Consider the following 4,585-nt stretch of genomic DNA (forward strand, 5'->3'; position numbering starts at 1 on the left):
TCTGGCCACTGATCTATCCCGCCGGGCTTACCGCCGAGGTCCAGCTGTTGCTGGGCGGCATCGTGCTGGTGCTGAACCTGTGCGTCTACGCCGTGGTGATCTGGCGGTGGCGCCACTAGCGGGTGGCAACCACGAACAACCGCGGGAACGGCAACAGGACCTTGCCATTGGTGGCAGCGGGATAGGCCAGTTGCATCGCCTGCAGATACTGCTGCAGGAAGGCCGCTTGTTCCGTTTCATCCAGCAGCGCCAGGTAAGGGCGAAGCGCCGAACCCTTGAACCACTCCACCACCGCCTCCGCGCCGCCCGCGAGCGGGTGGTGATAGGTGGTGCGCCAGACATCGACACGGGCGCACAGCGGGCTGAGCAGGTCGTAGTAGAAGGCTGCGTTGTGGCGCGGGGGCAGCTGCAGGTGCCCAAGCTTGTCTGCCCAGGGGCCCTTGCTGGCGATCTCGCGCAGCTGGCGGTGGGCGGGTTCGTCGAGATTGTCCGGGGTTTGCACCGCCAGGCTGCCGCCACGGGCCAGCTGGCGGACCAGGTGCGGGTACAGCGTTCGATGATCGGGTACCCACTGCAGCGAGGCGTTGGCCAGAATCAGGTCCTGCGGGTGAGCCGCCGTCCAGGTGGCGATGTCAGCTATCTCGAAGGTGAGGTTCGGCAGGCGTTGGCGTGCCTTGCCGATCATGTCCTGATCGCTGTCCAGCCCCACGACCTGCGCCTCGGGATGGAATTGCAGCAGCACCTCGGTGGAACTGCCCGGGCCGCAGCCCAGGTCGGTGGCGCGATTGACCGGCTGGCGCGGTGCCGCCGCCAGCAGGTCGCGCACCGCACGTGTGCGCTCGTCTTCGAAGAGGGAATATTGGGCAGCGGACCAGGCCATCGCGGGCTCCTTTCGGGGGGCGGAGTCCGCACGATAGCAGATCGTGATCGTTGACCGGGACCACCCCGCCGCGCCTTAACCCTCCTGCGCCGCTACCGCGAAGCGTTTCTGGGCGCTCAGGCACAGCAACAGCCCGCCCACGGCAAGCGCGCCACCCACCAGGCCGATATTGGCCACGCCCATCTGGCTGCTGACAATGCTGCCTAGCAGCGCGCCGCCGCCGATGCCGACGTTGTAGATCCCCGAGAACAGCGCCATGGCGACGTCCGTGGCATCGTTCGCAAGCTTGAGCGTGCGCGACTGCAACGCCAGGCTGAAGCTCAGGATGGAAATGCCCCAGAACACGCTCAGGGTCGCCAGGCTGAAGAAGCTCACCGACACCGGCAACAGCAACAGCAGGCACGCCGCCAGCCCGGCAATCGAGCCGATCAGGAAGCCCTGCGGGAAGCGGTCGCTGTAGCGGCTGAACAGCACCGAGCCAAACACCCCGGCACCGCCGAACAGCAGCAGCATCAGGGTGATGCGGTCACCGCTGACCTGCGCGACATGCAGCGCGAACGGCTCGATGTAGCTATAGGCGGTGAACTGCGCGGTGATCACCAGCGCCACCAGCACGTACACGGTCACCAGCGCCGGACGCTTGAACAGCACCGGCAGGCTGCGCAGCGACCCCGAGTTCTGGCTGGGCAGCAGCGGCAGTGACTTGAGCAGGCAAAGCATGGTCACCAGCGCCACCCCCGAGATGCACAGGAAGGTCACCCGCCAGCCCAGCGCCTCGCCCACCACGCGCCCCAGGGGAATGCCTAGGACCATGGCCAGCGTGGTACCGGTCGCCAGCAGGCCAAGCGCCTTGGCCTGCTGGCCCGGCGGCGCCACGCGCACGGCGAGCGAGGCCGTGATGGCCCAGAACACCGCGTGGGACAAGGCGATGCCGATACGGCTGACCAGCAGCATGGCGAAACTCTGCGCCACCCACGACAGCAGGTGGCTGACGATGAACACCGCGAACACCATCATCAGCAGGCGCCGGCGCTCCATGTTGCGGGTCAGCAGCATCATCGGCAGCGAGGCCAGCGCCACCACCCAGGCATAGATGGTCAGCATCAGCCCGACCTGGGCGGTGGTCATGTCGAAGCTGCGGCCGATGTCGCTGAGCAAGGCCACCGGGACGAACTCGGTGGTGTTGAAGATGAACGCGGCGAGGGCCAGGGCGATTACGCTCAGCCAGCTCCCGGCGTGGGCAGGTGTGGAACTGTTCATGGGTTGCGCTGAAGACTCCGGAAACGGGACGGACGAACGCTCGCCGCCGGGTCGGACGACAGGCGGGACGGGCGTTGCTGTTATTGGAAGGATGCCCGGCATGTTACGCCTCGCACCCAGGCCCCACAACCGCATGCGACACCCGCGTCGAAGGCCATCAACGCGAAAGCGGATCGCACAGGCCTGGGCCCCTGCGATCCGCTTTCATCTGCAGCGTGTGACGTGCCCCGTCAGGCTCAGGCCTTGAGGGTGGCCATGTCGATCACGAAGCGGTATTTCACGTCACCGGCGATCATGCGGGTGTACGCCTCGTTGATGTTGCGGATGTCGAGCATCTCGATGTCGCAGGTGATGCCATGCTCGGCGCAGAAGTCCAGCACTTCCTGAGTTTCTGCGATGCCGCCGATCAGCGAGCCTGCCAGCACGCGGCGCTTCATCACCAGGTTCGCGGCATGCAGCGCCGGGTCGACCGGTTCGATCAGGCCGACAAGAATGTGCACGCCGTCGAACTTCAGGGTTTCCAGGTAGGGGTTCAGGTCGTGCTGCACCGGGATGGTGTCGAGCAGGAAGTCGAAGCGGCCGGCCGCGTCGCGCATCTGCGCCTCGTCGGTGGACACGATCACATGATCGGCGCCCTGGCGGCGGGCTTCCTCGCCCTTGGCCTGGGAGCGGGTGAACAGGGTCACTTCGGCGCCCATGGCCTTGGCGAACTTGATGCCCATGTGGCCCAGGCCACCCATGCCGAGGATGCCGACCTTGTGGCCTGGCTTGACGCCGTAGTGCTTGAGCGGCGAGTAGGTGGTGATGCCGGCGCACAGAATCGGCGCGGCGCTGGCCAGGTCAAGGGCGGCCGGAATGCGCACCACGAAGTGCTCGCTGACCACGATGCTGTTCGAGTAGCCGCCCATGGTGTTGCTGCCATCGACCCGGTCAGGGGTGGCGTAGGTCATGGTCGGGCCTTCGATGCAGTACTGCTCCAGGTCCGCGGCGCAGGCCTCGCAGTGGCGGCAGGAATCGACCATGCAGCCGACGCCGACCAGATCGCCGACCTGGTACTGGCTGACGTTGGCACCCACCGCGGTCACCCGGCCGACGATCTCGTGGCCTGGCATCAGCGGGTACACCGCGATGCCCCACTCGTTGCGCGCCTGGTGGATGTCGGAGTGGCAGACGCCGCAGTAGAGGATGTCGATGGCAACGTCATCGGCGCGCGGGCTGCGGCGCTCGAAAGTCATGGGCGCCAGGGGGGCGGTGGGCGACTGGGCGGCGTAACCGATGGCTGTGTACATGCAGGGCCTCGCAAAAACGTAAACGATTGAGGCGGCGCATTGTGCGCGCATGACGGCTCCAGGCCCACGGCGAATTCTCCGGCAGTCTTGCCTGATTCTCCGAACCTCGACGATGGGCCGTGGCAGCAACCGCCATATCTGCGATGATGCCACTGTCTGATTCTCTATCCCTGGCCGCCATGCACCTGACCCGACACCTCGACGCCAACGCCGCCCTGTGCGCCCTGATCGAACCGCTGGCCACGCGCCCGGGCTTCGTCGACACCGCCTTGCCCGGCGTGCAGGTGTTGTCCTGGAGCCACTACGTTGCGAGCAGCCCGCAGATCTACGAACCCAGCCTGATGATCCTTGCCCAAGGCAGCAAGCTGGCGCGCCTGGGCCCGCGCACCCTGGAATACGGCGCCGGGCATTACCTGGTGCAGGCGCTGTCGGTGCCGTTCATGTGCGAAACCTTCGCCACGCCCGAAGAGCCACTGCTGGGCGTTGCGGTGGACATCGACCGGAGCGTGCTCGGCGAGCTGGTGCAGCGCATGGGCCTGCCCCCCGACCCGGCCGTGCAGGCGCAGACCCCGCAGTCGATGACCTCCGCCGCGCTCGACAGCGCCATGCGCGACAGCGTCGAACGCCTGCTGCACTGCCTGCAAGACCCCCTCGATGCCAAGGTGCTGGGCCCGGCCCGGGTGCGCGAAGTGCTCTACACCGCCCTGCGCGGCCCGCAGGCCGGGGTATTGCGGGCGCTGGTGGAGCAGCAAGGCCACTTTGCCCGCATCGGCGCCGCCCTCGCCTACCTGCGCGAACACTACGCCGAACCCTTAGGCGTGGACGGGCTCGCCAGCCGCGCCAACATGAGCGTCTCGACCTTCCATGAGCATTTCAAGCGCTGCACCGACATGGCGCCCATGCAGTACCTCAAGCGCCTGCGCCTGCTCAAGGCCCAGCAGATGCTGATCGGCGAAGGCCTGGGCGTGGCGCAGGTGGCGCACCGGGTGGGCTACCAGAGCACGTCGCAGTTCAGCCGCGAGTACAAGCGTCAGTTCGAGCGCAGTCCGGGTGAGGAGCAGCCATACCAGAGCCTGCCGGTGTAGGGCAGCAGAGGTTCATTCCCCCAACGGCCACTGTACCAGCGGGCAGTAGCGTCCCTTGCGCGACTCGAAGA

The 4,585-nt window shown here is 66.8% G+C and carries 4 protein-coding genes and 1 pseudogene; 2 read left to right on the plus strand and 3 right to left on the minus strand.

Translation table 11 applies throughout. The features are described 5' to 3' along the window. Positions 1-119 (plus strand): annotated as a pseudogene (locus tag VJS90_RS02115) (DUF2784 domain-containing protein); the annotation flags it as partial. Here VJS90_RS02115 and tam read toward each other — a convergent pair. From tam to VJS90_RS02130, 3 genes are all read right to left on the minus strand, one after another. Then, positions 116-880: a trans-aconitate 2-methyltransferase gene (tam, locus tag VJS90_RS02120; protein WP_324118621.1), complete on the minus strand. Its 765-nt coding sequence runs from the start codon at positions 878-880 to the stop codon at positions 116-118. The pseudogene VJS90_RS02115 and the gene tam overlap by 4 nt on opposite strands. 75 nt (positions 881-955) lie before the next feature. Beyond that, on the minus strand, positions 956-2,140 hold the full coding sequence (locus VJS90_RS02125) for a sugar transporter (RefSeq protein ID WP_324118623.1): 1,185 nt from the start codon (positions 2,138-2,140) through the stop codon (positions 956-958). 236 nt (positions 2,141-2,376) lie between these two features. After that, positions 2,377-3,429 carry an NAD(P)-dependent alcohol dehydrogenase gene (locus VJS90_RS02130; RefSeq protein WP_324118625.1) on the minus strand — a complete coding sequence of 351 codons (1,053 nt, stop codon included), beginning with the start codon at positions 3,427-3,429 and terminating at the stop codon, positions 2,377-2,379. Positions 3,430-3,608: 179 nt separating this feature from the next. Here VJS90_RS02130 and VJS90_RS02135 point away from each other — a divergent pair, with 179 nt between their 5' ends. Then, a complete protein-coding gene (locus VJS90_RS02135; RefSeq protein ID WP_324118627.1) occupies positions 3,609-4,514 on the plus strand; it encodes an AraC family transcriptional regulator in 906 nt (301 codons plus the stop codon). Positions 4,515-4,585: the final 71 nt, after the last annotated feature.

Source organism: Pseudomonas sp. (genome assembly GCF_035277045.1).
In the GTDB taxonomy this organism is placed as follows: Bacteria; Pseudomonadota; Gammaproteobacteria; order Pseudomonadales; family Pseudomonadaceae; genus Aquipseudomonas.